The 25,424-nt window shown below is 35.6% G+C and carries 19 protein-coding genes; 6 read left to right on the plus strand and 13 right to left on the minus strand.

Annotated elements, in window-relative coordinates:
• Window positions 1-51: 51 nt before the first annotated feature.
• From dut to ACJJVJ_RS09705, 5 genes are all read right to left on the minus strand, one after another.
• A complete protein-coding gene (dut, locus tag ACJJVJ_RS09685) occupies window positions 52-486 on the minus strand; it encodes a dUTP diphosphatase (protein ID WP_405370041.1) in 435 nt (144 codons plus the stop codon).
• Window positions 483-1,949, minus strand: coding sequence for a lipopolysaccharide biosynthesis protein (locus ACJJVJ_RS09690; protein ID WP_405370042.1), 1,467 nt, complete (start codon window positions 1,947-1,949; stop codon window positions 483-485). Before ACJJVJ_RS09690 ends, dut begins: the two co-directional genes overlap by 4 nt.
• A 93-nt stretch (window positions 1,950-2,042) precedes the next feature.
• Window positions 2,043-2,849: a hypothetical protein gene (locus ACJJVJ_RS09695; RefSeq protein WP_405370043.1), complete on the minus strand. Its 807-nt coding sequence runs from the start codon at window positions 2,847-2,849 to the stop codon at window positions 2,043-2,045.
• A gap of 100 nt (window positions 2,850-2,949) precedes the next feature.
• Window positions 2,950-3,444, minus strand: coding sequence for a hypothetical protein (locus ACJJVJ_RS09700; protein ID WP_405370044.1), 495 nt, complete (start codon window positions 3,442-3,444; stop codon window positions 2,950-2,952).
• A 45-nt stretch (window positions 3,445-3,489) separates the two neighbouring features.
• Window positions 3,490-4,623, minus strand: coding sequence for a methionine aminotransferase (locus ACJJVJ_RS09705; RefSeq protein WP_405370045.1), 1,134 nt, complete (start codon window positions 4,621-4,623; stop codon window positions 3,490-3,492).
• A 518-nt stretch (window positions 4,624-5,141) separates the two neighbouring features.
• On the opposite strand from ACJJVJ_RS09705, the gene ACJJVJ_RS09710 reads away from it, so the two are divergent.
• On the plus strand, window positions 5,142-6,158 hold the full coding sequence (locus ACJJVJ_RS09710) for a fasciclin domain-containing protein (protein WP_405370046.1): 1,017 nt from the start codon (window positions 5,142-5,144) through the stop codon (window positions 6,156-6,158).
• A 454-nt stretch (window positions 6,159-6,612) separates the two neighbouring features.
• Here the strand turns inward: ACJJVJ_RS09710 and ACJJVJ_RS09715 are convergent, their stop codons facing one another.
• The 3 genes from ACJJVJ_RS09715 to ACJJVJ_RS09725 are packed head-to-tail and all read right to left on the minus strand — an operon-like array spanning window position 6,613 to window position 10,094.
• Complete coding sequence (locus ACJJVJ_RS09715) at window positions 6,613-7,359, minus strand: succinate dehydrogenase/fumarate reductase iron-sulfur subunit (protein ID WP_104514298.1); 747 nt, start codon at window positions 7,357-7,359, stop codon at window positions 6,613-6,615.
• 56 nt (window positions 7,360-7,415) lie between these two features.
• On the minus strand, window positions 7,416-9,419 hold the full coding sequence (locus tag ACJJVJ_RS09720; RefSeq protein ID WP_405370047.1) for a fumarate reductase/succinate dehydrogenase flavoprotein subunit: 2,004 nt from the start codon (window positions 9,417-9,419) through the stop codon (window positions 7,416-7,418).
• 9 nt (window positions 9,420-9,428) lie between these two features.
• Window positions 9,429-10,094: a succinate dehydrogenase cytochrome b subunit gene (locus ACJJVJ_RS09725; RefSeq protein WP_104514296.1), complete on the minus strand. Its 666-nt coding sequence runs from the start codon at window positions 10,092-10,094 to the stop codon at window positions 9,429-9,431.
• Window positions 10,095-10,492: 398 nt separating this feature from the next.
• Here ACJJVJ_RS09725 and ACJJVJ_RS09730 point away from each other — a divergent pair, with 398 nt between their 5' ends.
• The 3 genes from ACJJVJ_RS09730 to ACJJVJ_RS09740 are packed head-to-tail and all read left to right on the plus strand — an operon-like array spanning window position 10,493 to window position 14,926.
• Complete coding sequence (locus ACJJVJ_RS09730; protein ID WP_405370048.1) at window positions 10,493-12,094, plus strand: hypothetical protein; 1,602 nt, start codon at window positions 10,493-10,495, stop codon at window positions 12,092-12,094.
• Window positions 12,087-13,463: a LysM peptidoglycan-binding domain-containing protein gene (locus ACJJVJ_RS09735; protein ID WP_405370049.1), complete on the plus strand. Its 1,377-nt coding sequence runs from the start codon at window positions 12,087-12,089 to the stop codon at window positions 13,461-13,463. The genes ACJJVJ_RS09730 and ACJJVJ_RS09735 overlap by 8 nt, the downstream gene beginning before the upstream one ends.
• Window positions 13,460-14,926: an MBOAT family O-acyltransferase gene (locus ACJJVJ_RS09740; RefSeq protein ID WP_405370050.1), complete on the plus strand. Its 1,467-nt coding sequence runs from the start codon at window positions 13,460-13,462 to the stop codon at window positions 14,924-14,926. The genes ACJJVJ_RS09735 and ACJJVJ_RS09740 overlap by 4 nt, the downstream gene beginning before the upstream one ends.
• Before the next feature lie 7 nt (window positions 14,927-14,933).
• Here the strand turns inward: ACJJVJ_RS09740 and ACJJVJ_RS09745 are convergent, their stop codons facing one another.
• Genes ACJJVJ_RS09745 through hemW form a run of 3 tightly spaced genes read right to left on the minus strand, consistent with a single transcriptional unit; the run spans window position 14,934 to window position 17,244 of the window.
• A complete protein-coding gene (locus ACJJVJ_RS09745; protein WP_405370051.1) occupies window positions 14,934-15,752 on the minus strand; it encodes a DUF6624 domain-containing protein in 819 nt (272 codons plus the stop codon).
• The gene (locus ACJJVJ_RS09750; protein WP_405370052.1) at window positions 15,745-16,110 is read right to left on the minus strand and encodes a hypothetical protein; all 366 of its coding nucleotides are present in this window, start codon (window positions 16,108-16,110) and stop codon (window positions 15,745-15,747) included. The genes ACJJVJ_RS09745 and ACJJVJ_RS09750 overlap by 8 nt, the downstream gene beginning before the upstream one ends.
• A gap of 6 nt (window positions 16,111-16,116) precedes the next feature.
• On the minus strand, window positions 16,117-17,244 hold the full coding sequence (gene hemW / locus ACJJVJ_RS09755) for a radical SAM family heme chaperone HemW (RefSeq protein WP_405370053.1): 1,128 nt from the start codon (window positions 17,242-17,244) through the stop codon (window positions 16,117-16,119).
• Window positions 17,245-17,416: 172 nt separating this feature from the next.
• On the opposite strand from hemW, the gene ACJJVJ_RS09760 reads away from it, so the two are divergent.
• Window positions 17,417-18,367, plus strand: coding sequence for a serine hydrolase (locus ACJJVJ_RS09760; RefSeq protein ID WP_405370054.1), 951 nt, complete (start codon window positions 17,417-17,419; stop codon window positions 18,365-18,367).
• Window positions 18,339-21,158: an Npt1/Npt2 family nucleotide transporter gene (locus tag ACJJVJ_RS09765; RefSeq protein WP_405370055.1), complete on the plus strand. Its 2,820-nt coding sequence runs from the start codon at window positions 18,339-18,341 to the stop codon at window positions 21,156-21,158. The genes ACJJVJ_RS09760 and ACJJVJ_RS09765 overlap by 29 nt, the downstream gene beginning before the upstream one ends.
• 66 nt (window positions 21,159-21,224) lie before the next feature.
• Here ACJJVJ_RS09765 and ACJJVJ_RS09770 read toward each other — a convergent pair whose 3' ends face one another.
• Together ACJJVJ_RS09770 and ACJJVJ_RS09775 are read right to left on the minus strand one after the other, a co-directional pair.
• Entirely contained in the window at window positions 21,225-22,490 is a 1,266-nt protein-coding gene (locus tag ACJJVJ_RS09770) for a serine hydrolase (RefSeq protein WP_405370056.1), read from the minus strand.
• Window positions 22,487-25,399, minus strand: coding sequence for a PEP/pyruvate-binding domain-containing protein (locus ACJJVJ_RS09775; protein WP_405370057.1), 2,913 nt, complete (start codon window positions 25,397-25,399; stop codon window positions 22,487-22,489). Before ACJJVJ_RS09775 ends, ACJJVJ_RS09770 begins: the two co-directional genes overlap by 4 nt.
• Window positions 25,400-25,424: the final 25 nt, after the last annotated feature.

A 25,424-nucleotide genomic window follows, 5' to 3' on the forward strand; every position in this document is an offset into this window, starting at 1 on the left:
TCCAACTTTATTAAATGAGTTAAAATTATTGCCCTGCGCAAGAATTAGAGCTTACTTTACTCCAGTACTCCCAAAACCACCTTCTCCACGTTCTGTTGAGCTTAATTCTTCTACTTGTTGCCAGTCGGCACGCTTATGCTTTGCGATAACTAGTTGTGCGATACGTTCTCCGTTTTCTACGGTGAACGACTCGCTAGATAAATTTACAAGAATCACACCTATCTCGCCACGATAATCTGCATCGATAGTACCTGGTGCATTAAGGACAGTTACTCCTTTTTTTGCTGCTAGACCACTTCTAGGTCTTACTTGCGCCTCAGTCCCTATAGGTAATTCAATAAATAATCCTGTTTTTATGATCGCTCTTTCTAGTGGTTGCAATGTCACTGCTGTTTCTAAATTTGCTCTTAAATCCATTCCTGCACTTGCTTCAGTTTCATAATGAGGTAAAGCGTGCGATGATTTATTTATAATCTTGATGGTCATTTTCTTCTGAGGATTTTATTGATAATTTCTTTTTCGCGCAAGCAAACTACTCCTAATATAATAAGAGTCATTAATACTCCTACTAGGTACGTTTGCCATGTTTCTATACCTAATTCACTTCTTACATAGTAAAAGAAAACTAATGATAATGAGATAGAAAGGCATAAATATAGCAGAATATTTTTGAGATCGTAAGGAACAGCGAGGTGTTTTCTACCTATCAAGTAAGAAACCACCATCATTAATCCATAAGCTGCACAAGTAGCATAAGCACTTGCCATATATCCTATATGCGGAATAAGCAGAACGTTTACTACAATAGTAAGAATCGCTGCAGTAATAGAAATGTAAGCACCATATCTAGTTTTATCTTGGATTTTATACCATACCGATAGCGTTTGATAGACACCTGAGAAGAAGTAAGCTATTAAAATCAATGGCACTACTTCCATGGCGGTTTCAAAACCTTTATCCACTATAAATAGACGTATAAAATCTACTAGAACTACATAGGCAACTAGAGCTACCGACCCTAGGGCTACAAATGCCTTAGTTATCAAAGCATATTGTTGTGTCGCATTTTTATCGCCAGACTGACTAAAAAAGAATGGCTCTACTCCTAGTCTAAATGCTTGTGCATATAAGGTCATTCCTACTGCAAGTTTGTAACCAGCTGAATAAACTCCTACAATCGCCTTATTTTCTGCGGCATCATATGGTAGTATATATTGCAACAGTACTCGATCTATCGATTCATTGATTGCAAAAGCTAAACCAGCCAACAAAATAGGCCAACCATAAAACAGCATTTTTTTACATAACGTTTTATCAAATTGCCATTTTAGAAAATAAGGTTTAATTACAATTAAAAATGTCAAAACACTAGCAGAGAGAAAAGCTATAAAGAATAGTTCTATTTTATCTGTAGGTAAAACTTTTTCAATTGCTGGAGCGTATTGTAAAATCGTAAAGAACAAATATGTCATTCCTACTGTAATCACCACGTTAAACAACTTTATTAAGGCATAATTTGTAGACTTTCCTTGAGCACGCATGTAGGCAAATGGAATAACCATTAAAGTGTCAAAAACAATTACAGCTATCACCCACTTCCAATATTGAGCAGAGAGCTCTGTCACTGCCGCAATTTGATCCATAAATAAATAAGCCGCACCTCCAAAAACTAATGTCGTTACTAATAAAGAAATAAGAGCAGTACTCAATGTCTTTGCCTTAGTAGATGCGTCATTATAAAATCTAAAAAACGCTGTTTCCATTCCATAGGTAAGGATCACATTTGCAAAAATAATATAGGTAAAGATGAGATTTGCTTCTCCAAATTCAATTGGACTCGGTAAATAGGACGTAAGCAAATTTGTCAACAATACGGTAAGCAATCGTGGTAAAACCGTCGCCAGACCGTAGATAAAGGTATTCTTAAAAAGGTTTTTTATGGAACTCAAAAACGTAGATTATTTGAATTTCAAAGGTAGGATTATTTTCCAAAGGGCAGAATTAATTCTATCCTTTGAAAAATATAAATAGTCCTTATAAAATTACCCAGCACAAACGACATCATGACTATGCACATGTCGTTTATTACAATTAGTCCCACTATAGTCTGTATAACCACCTGGCCATGTGATGCTCCCTTTGGTCATTTGAGCAAGTTTGATATAATCGTCAGTTACATAATCACATATAATGATATGTACCGGTCTTTTAATCTGACTAGCAAGCGAAATATCTCTTATGCCGCTAGAGTCTGCTATGAGGACAAAATCCTTCTGTCCGTTGCACAATTCCTGACTGGCAAGAATAGCCTCGATATCATTTTCTGGACCGTCGCCTCCATTTCCATTATCTACTGCAGAAGCTACAGTCTTTAAAAATGCATCGATATCAGAATGATCTGGATGGTATATACCACCTGTAGCGCCTATAGCTTTTGCACCAGAATTTGCATTGCGGTTTCTATCATCTCCATCATTAAACAACACCATATTATGTATTAATTGTTTATCCTTATTTACATGATGCCATCTTACCACCTGTCCTACATAACTATACATACTACCAGTCCAGTCCACAATGACTGACATGTCTTGCCATTCTGGATGTGCATTAAATGCATCAAAAACAACAGTACTATTAGAAGTACTTGTCCCACCTATATGATGTTCCGTTTTAGCTTTGGCACTTTTTACGTAGTGTGTTTTTCCAGATTTATCTTTTACCTCTATCATTTCCTCAGACACATCTGCATTGATGTAGCCTCTTAATTCCTTTGCGATTTGTTCTCCTTGCGCTTTCGCGAAAGCGGAACTCAAAACAAGAACCGCAACTATAACTAGATTTTTCATAATTTAAATATTTTGATAAACCTATAAAAAGAAAGGACTCACACATAGTTGCAATGAGTGAGTCCTTTATATGAATGAGTGAAAGATATATATCTTCTTATTAATTCCTATTGCCTTGAGGTGGCGCACTAGGATAAGCGATGGTTTCTTTTTGATCTATACCATCTAGCTTTACATAAATCGTTTTTCCATTTTTTAAGAAAGCAACGATTGCCTGATCATTATTCAATTGAAAAGGTAAATTTTCTAAAGATGGAGACTCGTTACCATATTCTTTTTTGGGATCTAGCGACATTTCCCTATCTCGTTGTGGAGAATCAAAACGAGTTACCAACATTTTTTTATTGTTAGAGGTAAAACTGGCAATTTTTTTCTCCATACCACGGAAGTAAACCGCTAGAAACTGATTTCCTTCTAGTATCGATGCAGGAAAATAGAGCGAGACGCCACTGCTAGATCCTGGCGCGCCACCTGACCAAGATTGATAATAAGGTTCTAGCCCTGTTTGAAAATCTGATGGAGTCATGGTTTCATTTATTTTTTGAGAACTGCAAGAGCTCAAAACAATCGCTATACATATAATAAGGTATTTCATAATAATAAGAATTTAATAAACTCAGGATTTCAATAAAATGATTTCTTACAAACTGTTCAATATTTTTGCAGCAGCAATTATATCTTCATCTTTCTTTGCAAAACAAAAACGTAATATTTTAGGGTCTGCACCATTCATAAAAACAGAGATAGGAATACTTGCAATTTTATGCTCTATGGTGAGTCTTCTTGCAAAATCAAAATCACCTTCATCAGTTATTGCGCTATAATCTAGCAATTGGAAATAAGAACCTTGCGCAGGTTTAAAGGTGAATTTACTTTCCTGAATCAAGTTAAGGAATAGACCTCGCTTACGTTGATAAAACGTACCTAGATCTAAATAACGTTCTGGTTTTTGAAGATAATGAGCCATTGCATCTTGCACAGGATGACTCACACAAAAAACCATGTATTGATGTATTTTATAAAACTCTTCCATGAGATGTCGTGGCGCGAGGCAATATCCCATTTTCCATCCCGTAACATGAAAAGTCTTACCAAAACTACCAGTTATAAAACTGCGTTCTAGCAAACCTCGGTATCTCGCAGCACTACGGTGCTGTATACCGTCATAAATTATATGTTCATAAACTTCATCACTGAGAAGAACTAGATTATTTGTTACTACTATCTCTTCTAAAATCAACATATCTTGATGACTTAACACATTACCACTAGGATTATGTGGCGTGTTGATCATGATCATCTTTGTACGTGACGTTATTTTATCTTTTACTTCCTGCCAGTCTATGGTAAAGTCTGGTAAAGTCATTGGGATACTTATCGTTTTACCACCAGCTAGTTGAATAGCCGGTTCATAACAATCATAAGCAGGCGTGAAAATTATCACTTCATCACCTGGATGGACCACTGTCTGTATGGCGCAATAAATAGCTTGTGTAGCACCTGCAGTCAGGCAAATTTCATTTTCTGGATTGTAAAACGCTTTATGCTGTTGCTGTGTCATATTAGAAATAGCAGCTCGCAAAGAAAGCAATCCTGCCATAGGTGCATACTGGCTCTTGTCTTCTTGTATAGCTTTAATATGCAAGTCCTTTAATATAGGATCTACAGAAAAATTAGGAAAACCTTGAGCAAGGTTAATAGCGCCGTGTTCTTGCGACAGCCTACTCATTATAGTAAAGATGGAGTCTGTAACGTTGGGAAGTTTTGAAATCATGAAGGTAAATTACAACATAGTATTATAAAACCGGAATAAATAAGTGGTATAAAACTAATCCAAATAGTCCGCAGGACAGATTCTTTTTACAATACCATCAAATCAAAATTAAAAAAGTTTCCATTTAACTATCATTACCCTTAAATTCATGTTAATAAATTCACCTTTGTTAATTATAATCCCTTTTAAGATTGTTTTTACTAGTTAAAAAACATCACTGAATAAATCAAAAAACGCTTAACTACGTGTATATCTACATATTATAACTATTTCAAAAATGATATAAGCATACGAAATCGATGAAATGCATTTTTAATTAAAATTAAACCAATAACGACACAATAAAAACATTTACAATCTAAATAGTTGATTATAAGTCGATTAATGATTAAAATCAAGTTTAAAAACATCGTTGTAATGCAATAATATCGGTTTTAAGAAAAATATTATAAACTTAAATAGCAATATTTAACTGATAAACCTGATATTTGAACATATAAACGAATAAACCGAAAATTATGAAAAATATTTACTTACTACGTAGCTTACTTTTAATGTGCTTTATGTCCGTCATTGTTTCTTGTGAAAAGGACGAATTAACTAACGAAGATTTATATGTAGATCCTGCCGGAGGTACTATCTCTTCTTTCATTAAGTCTCAAAACAATCTTACTACGCTAGCAACAGCATTAGAACAAGTGAACCTTTTAGGATCACTAGATGAAGAGGGCACTTCTTACGTTTTCTTGCCAGACAACAATGCCTTTGACGCATTCCTACAAGAAAACGATTATCAATCAATTGAAGAAATACCTAATAGCTACTTAAAACAAATATTACTTAATCATGTAATGAATAGTGATGTAGATATTAAATCACACAACATTGCTCCAGAATTAATCATCACAACCAAAGCAACTCAGTTATTTAACAGCGATATTAATATTGCTGCAGTAGTACAACACCAAGGCAATACCACAACATTAAATGGGGTAGATGTAATGAATGAAACACTGTCATTTTCTAATGGTAGCGCAACTATAGTAAATAACATTATAGAGCCTTCTACTTTACAATCATTAATCACAACTTGCGAATCTTTCAATATCATGAACGACATTATCTCTCAGAGTTCATCTAGTGAAGAAATTATAGCTTTATGTAATCAAAAAGTTTTAAGAAGTTCTGACACACCTTTTACAGTGTTTTTACCAAGACTAGATGTACTTACAGCTGCGCTTGTATTAGATGCTGACTCTAATAACGCACCAGTTGGCGATAGATTAGGAGACTTTATCAACTCTCACATATCTGTAACAGGAAGTCACTACATAGGACAGTTGCAAGATAATCAAGAAGTAGCAACTAGATTAGCTACTGCAACGACTAACGTAAATACTAATGGTAGCGTTTCTTTGACAATAAATAACGGTTTCCTACCTCACACTGTTAACCTAATAGGAGATCAAGAAGCTATAATTCATGTAGCAAACGGTACTGTTCAAAAAATAGCAGGTTCTCTATACACTAGATAATATTAGATTACACTTATCTAAATTCGGTTTATTAAAAAGCTCCTGTACAAAACTGTACAGGAGCTTTTTACTTTTACAATTCTAAAGAACATTAAATATCTAGCATTTAACTAGACCACAACCCAACAACACTACTTGCGAGTTACCGTTGTAACTCAATTAAATTCTTAATCAACAATACACATCTAAATCAACACCAAAAATCATCATGGAATACGTTGATTAGGATGATTTAAAACCATTACAACTCGCTAGAATACAACGCTACTAGAACATAACAAAGTAATTATACAGGTGTTTAAACACCATGTTACAATATCTACAGACAGTAAGATATTAATGGATGCTATAAAAACCGATCATCAAACTAAATAGATGGATCAAAAAAAAGGCTCAAGAACAGAAAGTTCTTGAGCCTTTTTATAATTATATAGCCGTAATTGCAACCCTGAATCTATCCTAATGTCTCTGCCTTAAGATACTCACGATTCATTCTAGCAATGTTTTCTAATTTAATTCCTTTAGGACACTCGATCATACATGCTCCAGTATTCGTACAGTTACCAAAACCTTCCATATCCATCTGACGTACCATGTTCATAACACGATCAGTAGCCTCTACCTCACCTTGTGGTAATAAAGCATATTGAGATACTTTTGCACTAGTAAACAACATAGCACTTGCATTTTTACATGCTGCAACACACGCTCCACAACCTATACAAGTTGCTGAGTGGAATGCCTCATCTGCCTTTGCTTTTTCTACAGGAATAGAGTTAGCATCTTGTGTATTACCAGACGTATTCACAGATACATAAGCACCAGCTTGCTGTATTCTATCAAAAGAAGAACGATCAACAATTAAATCCTTAATTACTGGAAAACCAGCCGCTCTCCATGGCTCGATAGTAATGGTGTCACCATCATTAAATTTTCTCATGTGCAACTGACATGTTGTTGTCAACCTTTGTGGACCATGAGGCTGTCCATTAATCATCATAGAACAAGCTCCACAAATTCCCTCACGACAGTCGTGATCAAATTCTACAGGCTCTTCTCCTTTATTAATTAATCCTTCATTAACGATATCCATCATTTCAAGAAAAGACATATCTCCATCTACACCATCGATAGGGTAAGTGATCATGTTTCCTTTAGCTTCAGAATTAGCTTGACGCCATATTTTTAAAGTAAGTTTCATACTTCTATGTATTTAGTTTGTTCCGCTTTCGCGAAAGCGAGACAATTAAAATTCTATTATTTATAACTACGAGTTTTCAATTCCACATTTTCAAAGACTAGGTCTTCTTTGTGTAATTTAGCATCGCGAGGATTCTCGTTATATTCCCATGCGCTTACATAAGCAAAGTTTACATCATCACGTAATGCTTCACCTTCTTCAGTCTGGTACTCTTCTCTAAAGTGACCACCACAACTCTCGTTTCTATCAAGAGCATCCTTTGCAAACAGCTCACCTAATTCAAGGAAATCTGCTACGCGGCCTGCTTTTTCTAGTTCTTGATTCTTAGTATCTGCGCTTCCAGGAACTTTTACGTTTTTCCAGAAATCTGCTCTAAGTTCAGCTATTTCATTCATTGCAGACTTAAGGTCAGCCTCATTACGAGACATACCACACTTGTTCCACATGATTAAACCTAACTTTTTGTGATAATAGTCTACAGAATGTACACCAGCACCATTCATCAATTTCTCGATGCGTGCACGAGTATCCTTTTCTGCTTGATCAAACTCTGCTGTTTCAGTAGAAATAGCTCCAGTTCTAATCTCGTTTGCAAGATAATCACCTATAGTATATGGTAATACGAAGTAACCATCTGCTAGACCTTGCATCAATGCACTTGCTCCTAAACGGTTTGCACCGTGATCAGAGAAGTTAGCCTCACCAGCTGCAAAACATCCTGGCACTGTAGTCTGTAAGTTATAATCAACCCAAAGTCCACCCATCGTGTAGTGTACTGCCGGATATATTTTCATAGGCATCTCATACGGATTCTCATCTGTAATGTTGCGGTACATATCAAATAGGTTACCATACTTATTCTCAATTACCTTTTTACCTAATGCAATAATTTCTGCCTCACTAGCATCTTTATGACCACTAGTTAACGCTTCTATTTTACCATATCTTAAGAAAGATGCAGCAAAATCAAGATAAACTGCCTGACCTGTTTTATTCACACCATAACCTGCGTCACAACGCTCTTTTGCCGCACGAGATGCAACATCACGAGGTACAAGGTTACCAAATGCAGGGTATCTTCTTTCTAGATAATAATCTCTATCTTCTTCTTTAAGATCTACACCTTTAAGTCTTCCTTCTTGTATAGCCTTAGCATCTTCTATGTTTTTAGGAACCCAGATACGACCATCGTTACGTAAAGACTCTGACATTAAAGTCAGTTTAGACTGGTGTTCACCACTTACAGGAATACAAGTAGGGTGAATCTGAGTATAACAAGGGTTTGCAAAGTGTGCACCACGACGGTGTGTTCTCCACGCTGCCATTACGTTACTACCCATTGCATTTGTAGAAAGGAAAAACACATTTCCATAACCACCAGAAGCTATTACTACCGCATGCGCTCCATGTCTTTCTATCTCACCAGTAACTAAGTTACGAGCAATAATTCCACGAGCTTTACCATCTACCTTTACAAGATCTAACATCTCATGACGGTTAAATGGAGTTACTTTACCACGGTTAATCTGTCTGTTTAAAGCAGAATATGCTCCTAATAATAACTGTTGTCCAGTCTGTCCAGCTGCATAAAATGTTCTAGAAACTAATACACCACCGAAAGAACGGTTATCTAATAGTCCACCATATTCACGTGCAAAAGGAACTCCTTGCGCCACACACTGGTCGATAATATTTCCAGAAACCTCGGCTAGTCTATGTACGTTTGCTTCACGAGATCTATAATCACCACCTTTAATAGTATCATAGAATAAACGGAAATTTGAATCTCCATCACCTTGATAATTCTTTGCAGCGTTAATACCACCTTGTGCAGCAATAGAGTGCGCACGACGTGGTGAATCGTTATAACAAAATGTCTTTACATTATATCCTAGCTCTGCTAGAGTTGCAGCCGCAGCTCCACCTGCTAGTCCAGTTCCTACAACGATAACATCTATGTTACGCTTGTTTGCAGGGTTAACTAGGTTAATATGATTTTTATGATTTACCCACTTTTCAGCAAGTGGTCCTTTAGGTACTTTAGAATCTAATACTGACATAACTTCTTATTAGGAGTGAGAAAAATGGTGAAACAATGCGATAAAGATAAATCCAGCAGGAATTATCACAGACCATGCATAAGTGAACTTTCTTAATCCATCACCTTTATTAATAGCCTTTGCTCCCATAGACTGGAACGAACTATTAAATCCGTGCCATAAGTGCATTGCAAGAAGAACGTTTGCAATCACGTAGATGATTGTTCTCCAGAATGGCGCAAATTTATGAACCAACTCTTCATAATATCTAGTAGGATCTTCTGGATTTGCACTGATATACTTGTAACCTATCTCTTCTGCCCAGAAATCGTACATGTGCAATCCTAAAAATGCAAGTACAACTAGTCCAGTAATGATCATGTTACGAGATACCCATTGAGAGTTTGCGTTACCTGAAAACTTTGCATACTTAATAGGACGAGCACTTCTGTTCTTAAGTTCTAACACGATACCCATTATAAAGTGAACTATAAGTCCAATTATCAAGATAGGCTGTGCAATAAACTGTACCATAGGATTGTACCCCATAAAATGAGAAATCTCATTAAAGGTATCTGGTGCAAAGACAGATGTGATGTTGATGACAAAGTGTTGTGTAAGGAAGACAACAAGGAATAATCCTGAAAGTGCCATTACCCACTTTCTGGCAAGCGATGATTTTACTAATGCGCTCATGTGTAATTTTTTAGTTTGACGCAAAGATAACTTTCCGATCCATCAATTTCAATCGTAATAGCCAAAAGCCGTTTAACTTTGTCTTATTTGGATTGAATCTTAATAGCTCTCTAGCCTCAATGCACACAATTAGTAGGATGTTTCTTATTTTCCTTTCATAAAAATGGTTAATTAAATGTTGTTGTTTTGTTTCGCTTTCGCGAAAGCGGAATTACCACTAATACTAAATCAAAAATCGAATCAAGATCAAAATAAAAAAGTAAATTACATTAAAAGATAATTTTATAAATTACGGTCAGTAATTATCTAATAAACAATATATCGATTACTATAATAATCCTGAGTATTCTCTTAAATTGCGTCCAATAAAACGCGAGTAAAAAGCGTTCCATTTTCACATGCTTTTTAAGGATCAAAAACAATTTTTCTACGCTTTCTTTATTATAGCTATAGGCGCGCTCTTATTTTATTTTACAAAACCTTTCTTACCTAGCAAGATCTTTACAGAAAACTCCAACTCTACTAACATAGTCGTGGATAGTTTAATGTTAAAAGCAATGGAAGACGTAGAACAAGAACCTCTGACACTTGACCAAGACTCCATTAACTTAACTAGTCCTAAGATTGCAACTGATACTGTTTCCATACCGGTAATAGTAAAAGACTCTATCATAACACCTAAGAAAAAGATCACGTATGCCAGCCTTATTAGAACTACAGATTTTAATTACAACCTCGTACACCCTGTAGACTCTGCCGGTATTGCACTTATTCCTAGTGCGATTTCATACACTAGCTATAAGGGCAGTGAAAATCTAGCGAGGTTTTTTGAAAAATTATACCAGCTAGAACAATCTAAAAAAGGAAAAGTACGCATTGCATATTATGGAGATTCCATGATAGATGGTGATTTAATCGTTCAAGATTTTAGAAGTGCTTTGCAGACTCGTTTTGGCGGTCGTGGAGTAGGTTTTGTCTCGATAAAATCAGAAAGTGCTCGATCTCGATATTCTGTCAAACATTATGCTAGCGGTAACTGGACGCAGCGCAATTACATGAAAGGAAGAGCAGACAGCCTGCCTTATGGTGTAAATGGCGCTATTTTTTTTCCAGCAGACTCTACTGCAAGTGTAAAATATCTAGCTAGTGGTATAAAGAACTCGTACCGACTCAATTCCCCACGTCTTTTCTACGGTCCAGCAACAGATAATGCTCTTTTAAAAGTAACAGAAGAAAAAGATACCACCTTTAACTCAATCGCATTAAAAGGTAAGAACGGATTAAATACCGTAAACCTATCAAGTAAAAATCTCAAAAAAATAGAATTGGACTTTTCTGGTGCACAAAACACACCTATTTATGGAATAGACTTTTCTGACGCGACAGGTGTTGCCGTTGATGGGTTTTCTAATCGTGGTAATTCTGGATTGCCTTTAAGTATTTTGAATATAGGTCAAATGAAAAAATTTGATCAAGAATTAGGTTACGACCTCATCATCCTACAATTTGGCGCAAATGTTTTAACTCGCGAGTCTAAAAGTTACAACTGGTATTCTAGCAGAATGACAAAGGTTATAAACCATCTAAAACAGGCTTTTCCTAATACAGACATTCTTATTTTAGGTACTGCAGATAAGGGCACTAAGTTTGAAAACCTTGTGAAAACAGATACTAGCGTGGTAAAATTATTGCGTGCACAGCAACATTATGCAGCAAAAACCGAGTCTGGTTTTATGAGTCTTTTTCACCTGATGGGCGGCGTGAATACTATGCCTATATGGACCGATCAGAAATTAGCTAATAATGACTTTACGCATTTCAGCCCTAAGGGTTCTCGTAAAATAGGTCGCATGATTTATGGAGAATTGATGGAAGATTATTCCGCTTTCGCGAAAGCGAGATCAAAACAATTACAGTTACAAATAGAACAACATAAAGCAGATAGTCTGGCAACAAGTACGTTAAATGACAGTCTACAAAACACACCTTTACATGATTAAACAGTTACGTTTCTTATGGTTAGGAATTCTAGCCCTGCCAGTAATTGCCCAAGATGTGGAAGATTTACAAATCAATCCATTATTAATAGACCGCAGTTTTCAAGAAATCAAGAATCCGCTGGTGTTGAATGATTTCTTTAAAAAGGTAGAAGAATTAGAAAACGGCACACGTAGTCAAGTTACCGTTGTGCAAATAGGAGACTCTCATGTCCAAGGACCTTATTTCCCACAGTTTATAAGACAAGGGTTACAAAATAAACTAGGCAATGCTGGTCGTGGTTTTGTTTTCCCATATCGCGTAGCAGGAACTAATGGTGCCATAGACGTTAAATTTAAAGCAAATGGCGACTGGACAGCTGTGCGCAATGTAAAAAGTAAAGGAAATGATAATGTAGGTTTAAGTGGTATAAATCTAGAAACTACAGACAGCAATTTTATCATGGAAGTAGATCTAGATAAATCTCTAGAAACGGTTACAGAGGTAACCATAGCGTCACCACATTCTGAGCGATTTAAACTAAGCACAAGTGATCAAAGCAATCTTGTTAAACGAGTAAGTAACACAAAAACGTACAAGGTTAAATCTGGCGATTACTTGGGTAAAATAGCTGCAAAATTTCATACATCAGTAAAAAAAATACAGCGAGCAAATGGGATGAAAAATGTGAATTTGCGTGCTGGGCAATCACTTAAAATACCTGGTGCTACGTCTACAAACAAAGTAAGTGCAAACGCAAATTTCAAGGACCTGACGTCTATAGATGGTATTACTTATCAAATACCTGCAGGAACACAACAACTTTATTTGCGAGCTGCAAGAAAAGAATCAAAATACGTCCTAGACGGACTTTTACTGAGTACAGGAAAGAGTGGTGTTAATTTTCATGGAATAGGTGTTAACGGCACAAAATTTAGTGATTACAACAAGTTCCCTAGGTTTTTTGATCAACTAGCAGCCATAAATCCAGATCTTATAATTATCTCTCTAGGGACTAATGAGAGTTTTTATGACACTTATACAGAAGAAAAACTCAAATCTGATATGGATATTTTTAATCGTGAGATGATTAAAAGAGGTATGACTGGTAGTGTGTTATTAACTAGCCCACCACCGTCCATGAAGAAACGCAAGCACATCAATTCTACCGCAACGGTGTATGCTTATGAAATGGGAGTTTTTGCAAATTTAAACTCTTGGGCGTTTTATGATTTGCATTCTGTTTCTAGAACGAGTGCAGCAATGCCTGACTGGTATGCTGCAAAATTAACGTCTAGCGATAGAATTCATTTTATAAAACCAGGTTATCAACTACAAGCACAATTGCTAGTAGAGTCTATTTTCAACTCTTATGATAGTTATAAAAAATGAGTGAATTAGAAAGCATATGGAACTGGCTCAGTTATGACCCACAAAAACCTTTACTATTTAACAGTGAGGCATTTTTGTATTTATTTCTAGGATTCTACTTGCTTTATATCTTAATGACTAATGTGCGTAGAACACGTATTTTATATGTTATTGCGTTTTCATTATTTTTCTATTATAAATGTAGTGGGATTTACTTCTTACTACTCATCTTTTCTTCTTTTGTAGATTATTATATATCTGATCTTATCTACAAGAGCAATGATGCAAGTAAACGGAAGTGGTTACTTATCACCTCTTGTATTATCAACCTAGGATTATTAGCTTACTTTAAATACACTGGCTTTCTTACCGAAAATTTCAATGCTTTGTTTTCTGGAGACTTGAGTTTCGGCAATATTTTTCTGCCTATAGGAATCTCGTTTTATACCTTCCAAACCATGTCTTATACGATAGATATTTATAGAAGAGAATTAGAACCAGCGAGAAATGTATGGGATTTTATGTTTTTTGTTTCCTTCTTCCCACAATTAGTAGCTGGACCTATAGTAAGAGCCAAAGATTTTATACCACAGATATATGAAAAACTAGCCCTTTCTAAAAAAGAACTGAGCTATGCCCTGTTTCTTATCATAGGTGGACTGCTCAAAAAAGCGGTGATCTCTGACTATATAAGTGTGAATTTTGTAGATCGTGTTTTCAATTTTCCAGATAATTATAGCGCGTTTGAAAATCTGCTAGCTGTCTATGGTTATACGCTACAAATTTATTGCGACTTCTCAGGTTATTCTGACATTGCCATAGGACTAGCTCTATTAATGGGATTTGAATTACCAGCTAACTTTAGAACACCATATCAAAGTACCAGTGTGACCGAGTTCTGGCGCAGGTGGCACATATCACTTTCTGGTTGGCTGCGAGATTACCTGTACATATCTATGGGTGGTAATCGCAAAGGGAAACTACGAACCTATTTCAATCTCTTTATGACCATGCTACTAGGCGGATTATGGCACGGAGCATCTTGGAAATTTGTTTTATGGGGTGCCATGCATGGGACAGTTCTAGCGGTAGAAAAGGCGTTTAACATTCCTAAGATTACTAGCAAACACTTTACTTTAAAATTTATAGCAGGAATAGTTACATTTCATTTTGTGGCATTTTGCTGGATATTTTTCAGGGCGTCAGATTTTGATAATGCTTTAAACGTAGTTAGCAATATAGGGATGATGGAATGGAACCCACAAATCTGGTGGACTGTTTTAACAGGTTATCAAAACGTGGCTATTGTTCTACTTATAGGTTTCTTATGGCACTTTGTACCGCAACAATGGCAAGATAAACAACTAGCCATTTTTCATAAAATACCGGTTGTAGGTAAAATGATTTTATTTGCAGCTGTAATTTGGGTGATAAGCGCTACTGCTAGTAGTGAAGTACAACCTTTTATTTACTTCCAGTTTTAGAATAGTACTATTGTTCTTGAGCGACGTTAAACTCTAAGTCCCAAAAAACAACATATTCAGATAGTGGTCCCAAGCCCATAATCGCTCTTCTAGAATCTACTTTGCTAGGCTCCTTTAAATCATAAAGTTCATAATTACCGTCTTCATTCATAGTAATTTGAGAGCCGTATAATTGCTGCTTACCAGCATCCATGAGCATTCTATCTTGCATTAAAGCAATATCCTGACGTTCTAAATCTCCTTTTTTTGCAGCTTCCAGCAGTTGCGGAAAATATTTAGTCCTTTTATCTGCACTAGCATGTTGTATCACTAACCAGATAGCACTCATACCTTTATCTCCAGCAGTATCTACATTAGGCATGCCGCACTTTGCAAGAATTTGCTCTACAGATTTTAAGTTGTTTAAATCCAACTCTTCATCCATTAAATTATCAGTTCTATTTTCCTGATCTCTATCGTAAATACGTTCTAGAATTCTATTTAAATTACTACAGTCTACCTTATTTATATCTTTAAAGACAGGTTCTTTTTTAAGCGCTATACGTGCCAATTCAGGATCTTGAAACTCGACTTTTCTAAGTACATTTTGATCATTTACAAACCAGTTTGCATAAGGTAGATCTTCAGACAGAGCATCTTTCTCTGCCGTAGTTAGCAGCTTTCCTTCTTTATCATAATAAGCAACATCGTCCGACATAGTAAAATCATTTACTAATATCAGGTCTGTCATCTCTTCATAATTAATACGCGTGAGTTTTTCTTCTTCTTTCTCTTTACAAGAAAACAAAAAAAGACAAGTAATTAGAACTAGGATATATTTATTCATAAGTAAAAAGTGTGGTGTCATTTTTTATTTCAATATAAATTTTATCATACATAGCGTGACCGTTAGAAAAATAACCAAAACTGTTAACTTGTCTTTGCGGCATTCCAATAAAAGTATATCTAACTCCATAAGCACCATCGCTGGGATGATGAGCAGACTCTGACATGTCTAATCTATTACATTCATGATTTTGCGATTCAATGTTAGTAAAACGCAAACTAGAAAACTCATCTGATGTGTAAACAACAACCTCGCTTAATTCAAAATCACTATTGTTAATAACCTCAACTACTGGCCCAAAATAATAAGAACAAGAGCTAAAAAGTAAAATAAAAAGCAAACCTATCATCTTTCTCATATCAACTCAATTTACCATAAACAACTCACTAGCAATACCGTCACTTAAAAACTTACCCTTTCTAGTCACTAATAATGTATCACCATCTATATATAACAAGTGATCTTTAAGATATTCGGCAGCTTGTTTTAAAAGATATTCTTTAAAATTAGGACCGAAATCAGTTTCTATCTTATGTAGTGAGACTCCATAAATAGTCCGTAAACCAGTCATTATGTACTCATTATACCTATCAACTACGGTGAGTTCTTCTATTTCCATAGGTAACTCTCCAGCCTGAATAGCTTTTAGATATTTGACGTTATTATTGATATTCCAGCCGCGTTTTTTACCATCAAAACTATGTGCACTAGGACCTATACCTATATAGCTTTTACCTGTCCAGTAAGCGGTATTATTTTGCGAGAAGAAACCTGGTTTACTGAAATTAGAAAACTCATAGTTTTCAAAGCCATGCAGTTGCATAACATCTAGCAAGATTTGAAAATGCTCTTGTGCCACCTCATCATCCACATTCTCAATCATTCCTTTTTCAATAAATGATTTAAGCGCTGTATTATCCTCTACAGTTAATGCATAACTAGAAATATGTGGCACTTTTAAATCTATAGCTTTATGTAGATTTTCTCTCCACCGAGCCTCGCTCATGCCTGGAATTCCATAAATGAGATCTATGGATATGTTAGGGAAATAAGGCACGGCAAATTCTATACACTCATGCGCTTCCACAGCATTATGCGCTCTATTCATGAGTTTGAGATCTTCTTCAAAAAAACTTTGAACTCCTATAGAAAGTCTATTGATACGTGTGTTTGAAAAAGCGACTATCTTTTCTTTAGTTAAATCGTCAGGATTTGCCTCAAGAGTGATCTCTGGATTTGAACTAACTGCATAAACATCATAAACAGTTTGTATAATTTTTTCTACCTCAGCAACTTCTAGCACACTAGGCGTCCCACCACCTAAGTAAATAGTTTGCACAGTGGTGTTTTTAAATTCGCTTTCGCGAAAGCGTAACTCATCACAAATAGCATCTATAATATCCTTTTTATACTTTAAATTAGTGCTAAAATGGAAATCGCAATAGTGACAAGCCTGCTTACAAAATGGAATATGTATGTAAATGCCGCTCATGGTGGCAAAAGTACTAGTTAAAACACTAGTAAAATCAAGGCATCAGACAAAAAATCTTTATTTTTACTTAAAAGTGTTAAATGTTGGTTTTTAAGGTGTTAAATCGTACAATAAATTTATATTCGGCCTCGTTTCTGTGTACATTACATTAACTCAAATCCCTAAATTATTTATGTTACATAAATTGATGCTTTTCTTCAGTTTACTGGTGATTAACTTAGCCCTGGCAGATGATAAGTCTCCTTTAATAACTTCTCAAAACCCTCAATTTGAGGTCGTCAATTATCAAGATGCTGGTTTGCAATTAGCTCTACAAGATCAAATTAACGCAAATGCTCACTGGAGAAATCTTATCCAGCAAAAAATGATGTCTATAAGTCTAGTTGATATGTCTGACCAAGATAATATCAAGTATGCAAATATTAATGGTGATAACATGATGTATGCTGCTAGTATGCCTAAAATCGCTGTTTTATATGCTGCAATGGATGCTATTGAAGAAGGTGACCTTAGACTTACTAAGAAAGTTCAAAACGATATGTGGTTAATGATTAGTAAATCTAATAATGCTGCATCTACGAGAATGATAGATCGTGTAGGTTTTCAAAGAATAGAAGATCTTATGTGTAATCCTGAAAATCCTTTTTATGATAAAGAAGGAAACGGTGGTTTATGGGTAGGTAAAAGATATGCTGCACAAGGAAAACGTAATCCAGAACCTATAAGAGGTCTAAGTCATGCTGCTACTACTGATGCTGTTGCAAAATTTTATTACCAACTTGCTACAGGACAATTAATTAATGAAAGCCGTAGCGCGCAAATGCTTAAGTATCTTAAAAACCCAGGATTGCATCACAAATTTGTAAATACACTAGATGTTATTGCTCCAGATGCTACTCTTTATAGAAAAAGCGGTTCTTGGAAAAACTGGCATTGCGACTCTATAATGGTTATAGACGAAGCTAGAGGTAAAAAGTACATTCTAGTAGCGATGGTACAGGATACAGATGGAGAGCAAATTATAAGAAGTTTAGTAAAACCTGCAGAGATTGCACTAGATCAAAGCGGTACCTTAGCCCCAGATTTACAAAAGAATGAAGTCATTATTACAGCAGATTCATAAATTTTTTGACATTAGGGATGGAGAAGAATCCATTTCCTTAATGATGCAGCTGTATATATTCCTAATTATATGCGCACTACTGATAGTTAAACCTACAGTGAGTGCGCTTTTTTTATCTCAGTTAGGTGCAGAGAACTTATCAGTTGCCTTTATCATAATCGCTGTAACAGCGGTGGTGGTATCTTTTATTTACAACAAGTCCTTAGAAAAATTTGCCCTGCGCTACATTATAAGAACAACACTTATCTTATTTTCTGTAGGATTTATTGCTATGGGATGTATCGTGGCTTTAGGATGGGTAACACCTTTTTTCTCTTATCTTTTTTATACCATGGTAGGTATGTTTGCTCTTTTAGCGACTTCTCAATTTTGGGTTTTGGCAAATGTGGTATTCAATGTTAGAGAAGCAAAAAGACTTTTTGGATTTATAGGTGCCGGTGGTATTGCTGGTGGTATTATAGGTGGTTATCTTACTTCTATCCTTGCAGAATATGTAGGTAATGGTATATTAATGATACTAGCAGGACTATTAATAGCGGCCTGTACGGTCGTTTTTAAACGTATCTGGAAAACACGTGTACAAAGCTTGAGTAAATTTAAAAGGAAAGAACGCGCTACCGTATCTACAGAATCTTCTATAAAGCTTATTTACAAATCAAAACACCTCACTTACCTTGCTGCTGTTATAGGACTAGGCGTTCTGGTTGCAAAACTAGTCGATTATCAATTCAGTTACATAGCGGCTGCAAAAATTCCTGACCCACAGGAACTAGCTTCTTTCTTTGGTTTCTGGTTCAGTACATTTAATATTGTTTCTTTATTAATTCAGCTTTTTGTAACTAATAAAATTTTAGAAAACACAGACATCAGTGTAAGTCTTATCGCCTTACCTATAGGGATAGTTTTGCTTTGTCTTGCTCTACTCGTTTTTCCAGAGCTATGGATAGTTATTATCATTAAAGGTCTCGATGGTAGTTTAAAGCAATCATTACATAAGAGTGCTGTAGAATTACTAGCGTTACCTATACCGTCTAGCATTAAGAATAAAACTAAAACTTTTATAGATGTAGTTGTGGATAGCCTGGCCACAGGTATAGCTGGATTTTTATTGATATTTGTAATCAAAGGTTTAGAGTTATCTGCCACATACATCACTTTAATTACTATCCTTATAGTTCTTGTATGGATAATAGTAGTCTTTAAAGTAAGAGATGCCTATCTAGGTACTTTTAAAGAAAGCATCATGATGCGAGAAAACATGGGCAGCACTAAAAAATCAATAGGTCGCATACGTCAGAATATGCGTGTGATTTTTGAATCAGGATCAGAAAAAGATATTCTAGAAATTATTAAGCGTTTACCAGAAATAACGCATCCATCTCTTAAAAACGATGTTCTCAAATTACTAAACCATGAAAGTCATAAAGTAAAAGCTGTTGTTGTTGATAGTCTTAGATATATTACAAAAGAACCACAAACTAAGGTTCAAGATTTTATTTATATAGAAGATGACACTCTTATCATGGCTACTATGCGTTATCTAATGTCACAAGACAAAATCTCTTATCAGTTCTTTGAACAGTACTTAGATTATGAAAATGAATTTATAGCAACTGCCGCTTTACTAGCGCTAGCAAGAGAGTCTGAAGACAACCCTACTCTAGCTGCAAAATACAATCTCCACCTGAGGATAAAAATGTTTATCGACGAGCTAGAAAGTGAAGATAGCGACCTGAAAATATCTGAAATAGCTAGACTAATAGAAACTCTAGGTTATGTAAAAAGAACGAAGTATCATGACATTATTCAAACGTATTTAAAACACCCTAATCCTATTCTAAAAAATGCTGCAATATTAGCAGCTGGAGAAACAGCAAGAGAAAAATTCTTGCCTGTACTTTATAGCGAATTGGAGAATATCGCTTATCGTGAGAGTAGCATTAAAGCAATCTCTAGTTTTGGTAACGCTATTATACCCACTCTGTATAAAAAGTATCTAAATACAAACCTTAACTCCCAACAAAAATCACAGATACCGACTATTATCAGTAACATCCATACTGAAAAGGCTTATCGTGCTCTGTTTAAAATGAGTCAACGTGGTGATTTTAAACTGAGAACTAAAGTTGCAGACTTACTTTATACATGGCGCAAAGAGGGAATTGATTATTCTATAAATCAGCGTACTCTAAGATTAATGATAGCAAACGAATCTAAATTGTATAGACAATTATTAGGTTGTTACTTTTCCATACGTATTATAGAACGATCAAAATTACAGCCTCAAAAAATTATTTCATTACCTGAAAAAACAGAAAGGTCTCATTTAATACAACAATTAAAAACCTCTCTAGAACTTAACTTAAAAAGAGTTTTCAACCTACTGGCTTTATACTATAACCCAGAAGACGTATTTGTTGCATATAGAGGCTTAAAAAGCGACACTAAGGAATCTCAACTACATGCTATGGAGTACTTAGACGGTTTATTAAGTAGAAACCTTAAAACGCTTCTATTACCGATACTCGAGAGCGGCATGTCTTCTCCTAATCAAGAAATGAGTGACTACCATAAACATGTCTCTTTACTAAATCAAGAAGATTGCCTTAAAACGATTATGTATCTAGAAGATGAGTCCTTACAAATCAAAGCCATCGCTCTATTAAAGATTTTAGAAGATGACTATTCATATAAATTACTGATAGACGCCTCTGACCTAGTGTCTAATAAGGTAACTGACGCTGCCTTAGAAGCATTAAAATTTAAGAATGGCAAACAACGCAGTGCCTAGATAATTCAAATAAAAAAAGCTGACTCCTTAAAGAAGTCAGCTTTTTTTTTAGAAACCATAGAAATATTACTTCTCCTCTATCTCATATTTTTTTCTAATAGCTTTGTCAATAGCACTTGCTAGATAAAGATGCGCACCAGCACTATTTTTACTCAACACATTACTTTCTAGACATACTATATAATTAACACCACTAGGATGCTCTACTATACAAACACTGTTCATATAATTGTACACATTTCCTTTATACTCTCCATATGGAGTCCCTAGAGATTTATTATTACTATAAAAACTACCAGATTTAAAATACACTGCAGCTTCATTTAATTGTGGGCTTGCTCCATAGCGTATTCTGCGATCAGTCATGTAGAGTAAACGTTTGATCTCAAGACTAGACTCCTCATCTACTACAAGACCTTGTTCTAGTTTAATAAAGTACTTCATTAAACCTTTGGGTGTTCCTATAGAACCGCCTTTACTACCTACATAGCGATCTGGACCATTTGTAAATAAACTGCCTAATCTCCACTCATCATTGGTAATACCTAGATTTCTTAAAGGATCATTTACCACACTTATTGCTATGTCAGTAATTTCACTCTTATCAACCTGATCAAAATAAGCATCAGCTTGTTCTTGAGTTAAATTAAAATACTCATCGCCAAAAACACGCATTAACATCGCTTCTCTCCACACGATACTCGCTGCGCCGTTATTACTAACGCTTAGCATGTGATCAACCCATTCATAAAGGGTAAACTCGTCACTAGCGATAACAGTACGCTTTACATAACTGTCCTTTTCTATATTATAAATAGGAATCGTATGATGGTCATAAAGACCCCAATTACCAGATTTTACCACCTTATTGCGCATTAAATTAGTACGCACATTAAAATCTTCTGGGCACAGGTTTTTTAACTCTGTAAAAAATGCAGTTGCTACCGCTATTTTACCCACACTACCTGGCTGGAAACCAGTATTCTCATTCATCTCTGCATAGCGCGTGTTGTTGACATCTGTAATATCTAACACTGTTATACCGTACCCAGAACGACTAGGGAAAAGACGCAACATCTCTTTCTGAAAATCGCTGTCCACAGACATAATTTTATCTATGGAATCTGTTTTTTCACACATCCATAGATTGATCTCGTCATACTTTTTAAAAGATCCTTTTCTAAGATAGTATTCATTAAGAGTACTATCTAGAGTCTTTTCAAGTCTTTTTAGTCGTTTTATTCCTGTTTTATTAAATCCATCAATAGGATAAAAAGCTAGTAAGAAAACCGCTGTGAATAAGACCGCTATTATTTTTGTTATATTTTTCAAATGGCAATAGGTTTATGTAATAATAAAGCAGTGTTTACATCAACATCTGCATCGATAGAATTTAGATATTCAGAATTTACAGCTTGTGTATTTTCTACAAATGGTCTTATCTGGAATAAGTACATTTTACCGTCCTTAAAACCTAACTCAATATCCCATGCGCCAGTATAACTACCATCTTCAGAACCTGGCATGATCTCGTGCACCGTTTTAGCAAACTCTCTAATGGTCTTTAAATTTTGCGACGTTAATATACTTGTGTCAAAATCTACATGCTCCATCACAGACCCACCAGTTACAGGTAATTTGCGTTGCTTGTTTTCTCTAGCCGGAGAGATCAATAAGCCTTTTCCTTCTTGATCTATTAAATACGTTTCGGCATTCTGTCCATCTACAGCACCACCAGCACCACGACTCATAGCAACCGTAATAGAATTCTCATTATCATTAATAAAATCTTTAGTAATTAATACACCACTATAATCTACATCTACTGTAGGAATTATTAAAATAGACGGATATACGTTCTCTGGATTTTCTAGATATACTTGTCTCCATTTAAAACTACGCTCTGTATAAGGACTGGCCCATACCTCACGTATTCCATTGATTACTTTTTCTCTTGCCACTGCATTAAAAACAGTAAGATTTAAACCGGCTCCAGTAAATTCTTCTAGATCCTCCATGTTGGTATCACTACGCAAGAATACAGGCACATTACCTAGTTTATCTCCTAGAATAGATTTAAAATCAGCCTCTAGAGCATTGATAAAGCTTGGTTTAAATTCCATTTTAGAAATAGCATCTCTAAGAATAGCTAGTTCACCTAGTTGGTAATCTATAATTTCTTGTTCTGATTTTCCATCTGCTTTTAACTGTTTCGCTTTCGCGAAAGCGGACATCAAAAAGTCCCAGTAACTACCACTAGTTTCTGGCATATTTTGATTCATATGATCTTTAAAAACCCCAAACGGAATCACAATCCCATTCACTACTTTATCAGGGAAAAGCTGTTTTAATTGACCCAAATTTGCCGCCTTAGGACCACAAAGAATACCACTGTCCGAACTGCCTACAGCAGCCATGTCTAAAGGTAAGACGCCATCTAGTTTAAGTTTACCTTCTGGAATTCTGATGGTTTTCTTCTCTTTCTTGCTAGCGGTATTGAAAAGAGCATTTTCTTTATCATTCATGTCGCTAGCCGATTTAATAACCACCGTACCACGATTACTCACAGCATAGAAAATCTCTTCTCCATCGAGTTCTTTTAAATCATTTAAGTTATCTATAGAAATAGCAGCGTTAGGAATACCTAGATTACGCGCCAATAATTGCACGTGAGAAACTAGATTACCTTCTGACACTGTTGCTATACCAGCGACAGGTTTTAAATCACTAGGTGGATGATCAAATATGTAGATTTTATTAGGGTCTACCTGCATACCTTCGGCATTACCGCTTACTACTACCAGTTCTCCTTTTGTATATCCAGGGTTAAGACCTCTTATGGTACTCACATTATTTACACTTGCTATCTGACTAGTAAGCCCTATCTGTCTAGAGACTAGACCGCCTAAATTACCTATCGCATCACCTAGAGGTAAAAGCAAAGAACTTCTTATACGGTCGTCATAGAAACCATATGCCTTAGGCTCAAACTGAGAATATTGCTCTACCACGTCACCATAAATAGCATTTACCATACCTGTTCCCCATTCTACCTGGCTGCGACCAGTATTGATAAAATCGAGTAATTCATGTGCTTTTATAGTCTCACCATTGGCTAGAAATAATTCGCTCTCTATAGCGTCCCATTCCCACATTTCTACATAACCAGCACTTGCTAGTGCCTCACTAAGGGAATATATTTTATCCAAATGTTCTTGAAGATCTACCGGCTCCCAGCTACCTGCCTGCTGAAAGATTAATTCTTCTAATCTTATACTTAATTCTAGTGCATTAGTACGTCGTGTACCTCTTTTATCATCTTTAATATTGGTTTTAATGTCGCACATTAAATTTGCAGCTGCAGGTACTAATATGGCAGGATCTGTTTCAGTTGCATAAAATTTTGAGAACCATTCTGTTTGTGTTCTTATGTAGGCGCCTTCATTCCAGTCTGCCACCATTTTACTTAAGTCTTTTACAGATACTGGTTCAAAAAACTCTTGCATATCGCTCATAAGTTTATTGAAGTCTTTTTTAGACTGCTCGCTTATATCGCCTTCATTTTTATCTAACCATTTTTTTACAGACTCAATATCCGCAGCTTGTGGATTACCGTGAATTTTAATCCTGATGTCCATAAACTTTGAGTGACGCTCTGCAAGTACTTTACTTAGACTTCTAATATCTTGAGCCAGGTTAGTATCACCGTCATGGGGTATATCTCGCAAGCTCTCTCTTATTAAAAAGAAATCACGCTCTACCAGATCGTTATCTGATAGTATGGTATAATAGAATTTACGTCCCCATTCTTCTTCGTCTTCGATTTGTTTTGCACCGCGATAAAACTTAGAACGTTCTTGTATCCATCCATTATCAACAGACTCTAGGTATTTACCTAATTGGTATTGTTTTACACGGCTGTGATTATTATTACCATCCCAGAAACTCCATGCTTTATTAGAGGCAAGAATTTCGGCAAAATAGATATTGCGTTTTCTAGCCAGTTCTTCAACATCTTTCTTATAACTAGCATGTTGTATTCCTTCACCTATAGCCTCTGGACAAGGATCTTTTGCATCTCTAATGGTACCGTCTGGACAAAACCAGTTGATACTCTTGTACGGTCCACGATCGAGCTGTCGATACTCTTTTATCATTTCTTTGATACGAGTATCTGTAAATTCTTGTGCAGTGGCAACACTACTCGCAATAATCACTAATAGCAATAAAATTCTTTTCATAGTGCCAAAAGTATAAGGAATTAAC

The sequence above is a fragment of the Nonlabens sp. Asnod2-A12 genome, from assembly GCF_045063745.1.
GTDB lineage: Bacteria > Bacteroidota > Bacteroidia > Flavobacteriales > Flavobacteriaceae > Nonlabens > Nonlabens xylanidelens.

Coding starts and splice junctions, on each gene's coding strand:
- dut (WP_405370041.1), bottom strand. CDS start 486: ATGACCATCAAGATTATAAATAAATCATCGCACGCTTTACCTCATTAT.
- ACJJVJ_RS09695 (WP_405370043.1), bottom strand. CDS start 2,849: ATGAAAAATCTAGTTATAGTTGCGGTTCTTGTTTTGAGTTCCGCTTTC.
- ACJJVJ_RS09700 (WP_405370044.1), bottom strand. CDS start 3,444: ATGAAATACCTTATTATATGTATAGCGATTGTTTTGAGCTCTTGCAGT.
- ACJJVJ_RS09705 (WP_405370045.1), bottom strand. CDS start 4,623: ATGATTTCAAAACTTCCCAACGTTACAGACTCCATCTTTACTATAATG.
- ACJJVJ_RS09710 (WP_405370046.1), top strand. CDS start 5,142: ATGAAAAATATTTACTTACTACGTAGCTTACTTTTAATGTGCTTTATG.
- ACJJVJ_RS09715 (WP_104514298.1), bottom strand. CDS start 7,359: ATGAAACTTACTTTAAAAATATGGCGTCAAGCTAATTCTGAAGCTAAA.
- ACJJVJ_RS09720 (WP_405370047.1), bottom strand. CDS start 9,419: ATGTCAGTATTAGATTCTAAAGTACCTAAAGGACCACTTGCTGAAAAG.
- ACJJVJ_RS09725 (WP_104514296.1), bottom strand. CDS start 10,094: ATGAGCGCATTAGTAAAATCATCGCTTGCCAGAAAGTGGGTAATGGCA.
- ACJJVJ_RS09730 (WP_405370048.1), top strand. CDS start 10,493: ATGCTTTTTAAGGATCAAAAACAATTTTTCTACGCTTTCTTTATTATA.
- ACJJVJ_RS09735 (WP_405370049.1), top strand. CDS start 12,087: ATGATTAAACAGTTACGTTTCTTATGGTTAGGAATTCTAGCCCTGCCA.
- ACJJVJ_RS09740 (WP_405370050.1), top strand. CDS start 13,460: ATGAGTGAATTAGAAAGCATATGGAACTGGCTCAGTTATGACCCACAA.
- ACJJVJ_RS09745 (WP_405370051.1), bottom strand. CDS start 15,752: ATGAATAAATATATCCTAGTTCTAATTACTTGTCTTTTTTTGTTTTCT.
- ACJJVJ_RS09750 (WP_405370052.1), bottom strand. CDS start 16,110: ATGAGAAAGATGATAGGTTTGCTTTTTATTTTACTTTTTAGCTCTTGT.
- hemW (WP_405370053.1), bottom strand. CDS start 17,244: ATGAGCGGCATTTACATACATATTCCATTTTGTAAGCAGGCTTGTCAC.
- ACJJVJ_RS09760 (WP_405370054.1), top strand. CDS start 17,417: ATGTTACATAAATTGATGCTTTTCTTCAGTTTACTGGTGATTAACTTA.
- ACJJVJ_RS09765 (WP_405370055.1), top strand. CDS start 18,339: ATGAAGTCATTATTACAGCAGATTCATAAATTTTTTGACATTAGGGAT.
- ACJJVJ_RS09775 (WP_405370057.1), bottom strand. CDS start 25,399: ATGAAAAGAATTTTATTGCTATTAGTGATTATTGCGAGTAGTGTTGCC.